The 1,197-nt window shown below is 71.4% G+C and carries 1 protein-coding gene; it reads right to left on the bottom strand.

Features of this window, described 5'->3' with window-relative positions:
• Nucleotides 1–45: 45 nt before the first annotated feature.
• Nucleotides 46–1,038, bottom strand: coding sequence for a malate dehydrogenase (locus tag HMPREF3099_RS07330; protein ID WP_202816722.1), 993 nt, complete (start codon nucleotides 1,036–1,038; stop codon nucleotides 46–48).
• Nucleotides 1,039–1,197 lie beyond the last annotated feature (159 nt).

The raw sequence follows: 1,197 nt of genomic DNA, 5'->3' as shown, positions 1-1,197 counted from the left end.
GGGCCGACCCCGCACGGGGTCGGCCCTTCGTCGCGTGAGGGGGTGTCAGCCCTGGATGAGGCCCTTCTCGCGCACGGTGTCGCGCTCCTCGGCCAGCTCGGCCACGGAGGCGTCGATCCTGCCGCGGGAGAACTCGTCGATCTCCAGGCCCTGCACGATCTCCCAGGTGCCGTTCTTGGTGGTCACCGGGAAGGAGGAGATGAGGCCCTCGGGCACGCCGTAGGAGCCGTCGGAGCACACGGCCATGGACGTCCAGTCGCCCTCGGCGGTGCCCTGCAGCCAGGTACGGGTGTGGTCCATGGTGGCGGTGGCGGCGGAGGCGGCCGAGGACGAGCCGCGGGCCTCGATGATGGCCGCGCCGCGCTGCGCCACGGTGGGGATGAAGTCGTTCTCCAGCCACGCCTGGTCGTCCACGACCTCGGCGGCCGGCTTGCCGTTGATGGTGGCGTGGAAGATGTCCGGGTACTGGGTGGCCGAGTGGTTGCCCCAGATGGTCATGCGCTGGATGTCGGTGGTGCGCACGCCGGCCTTGGTGGCCAGCTGGGCCTTGGCGCGGTTGTGGTCCAGGCGGGTGAGGGCCGAGAAACGCTCGGTGGGGATGTCGGGTGCGTTGTTCATGGCGATGAGCGCGTTGGTGTTGGCCGGGTTGCCGGTGACGGTGATGCGGATGTCGTCGGCGGCCACCTCGTTGAGGGCCTGGCCCTGGCCGGTGAAGATCTGGCCGTTGGCCTCGAGCAGGTCCGAGCGCTCCATGCCCTTGCCGCGCGGGCGGGCGCCCACCAGCATCGCGACGTTGGCGCCGTCGAACACCTTCTTGGCGTCGTCGCCGATCTCCACGCCCGACAGCAGCGGGAAGGCGCTGTCCTCGAGCTCCATCACGACGCCCTCGAGGGCGGGGAGGGCCGGGGTGATCTCGAGCAGGCGGAGCTGGACGGGGGTGTCCGGGCCGAGCAGCTCGCCCGCGGCGATGCGGAAGAGCAGGGAGTAGCAGATCTGGCCGGCGGCGCCGGTCACGGCGACCTTGACGGGCTGGGTCACGAGAACCTCCTGTGTCAGACGTGGAACCGGTCACAACCGTACTGCCCGGGCCGGGGGGTCACCGCACCGGTGGTGGGCGGAGGACGTGCGAGCCGGTGGGTGGGGAGGACTGGGCCGGCTCGGCTGGCGGGGCTGTGGACGGGACGGGATGGGCGCTGC

The sequence above is a fragment of the Kytococcus sp. HMSC28H12 genome (assembly GCF_001816045.1).
Taxonomy (GTDB): domain Bacteria; phylum Actinomycetota; class Actinomycetes; order Actinomycetales; family Dermatophilaceae; genus Kytococcus; species Kytococcus schroeteri.
Note: the sequence above shows the minus strand (reverse complement) of the source record. Positions and strands in the feature narration are given on the sequence as shown.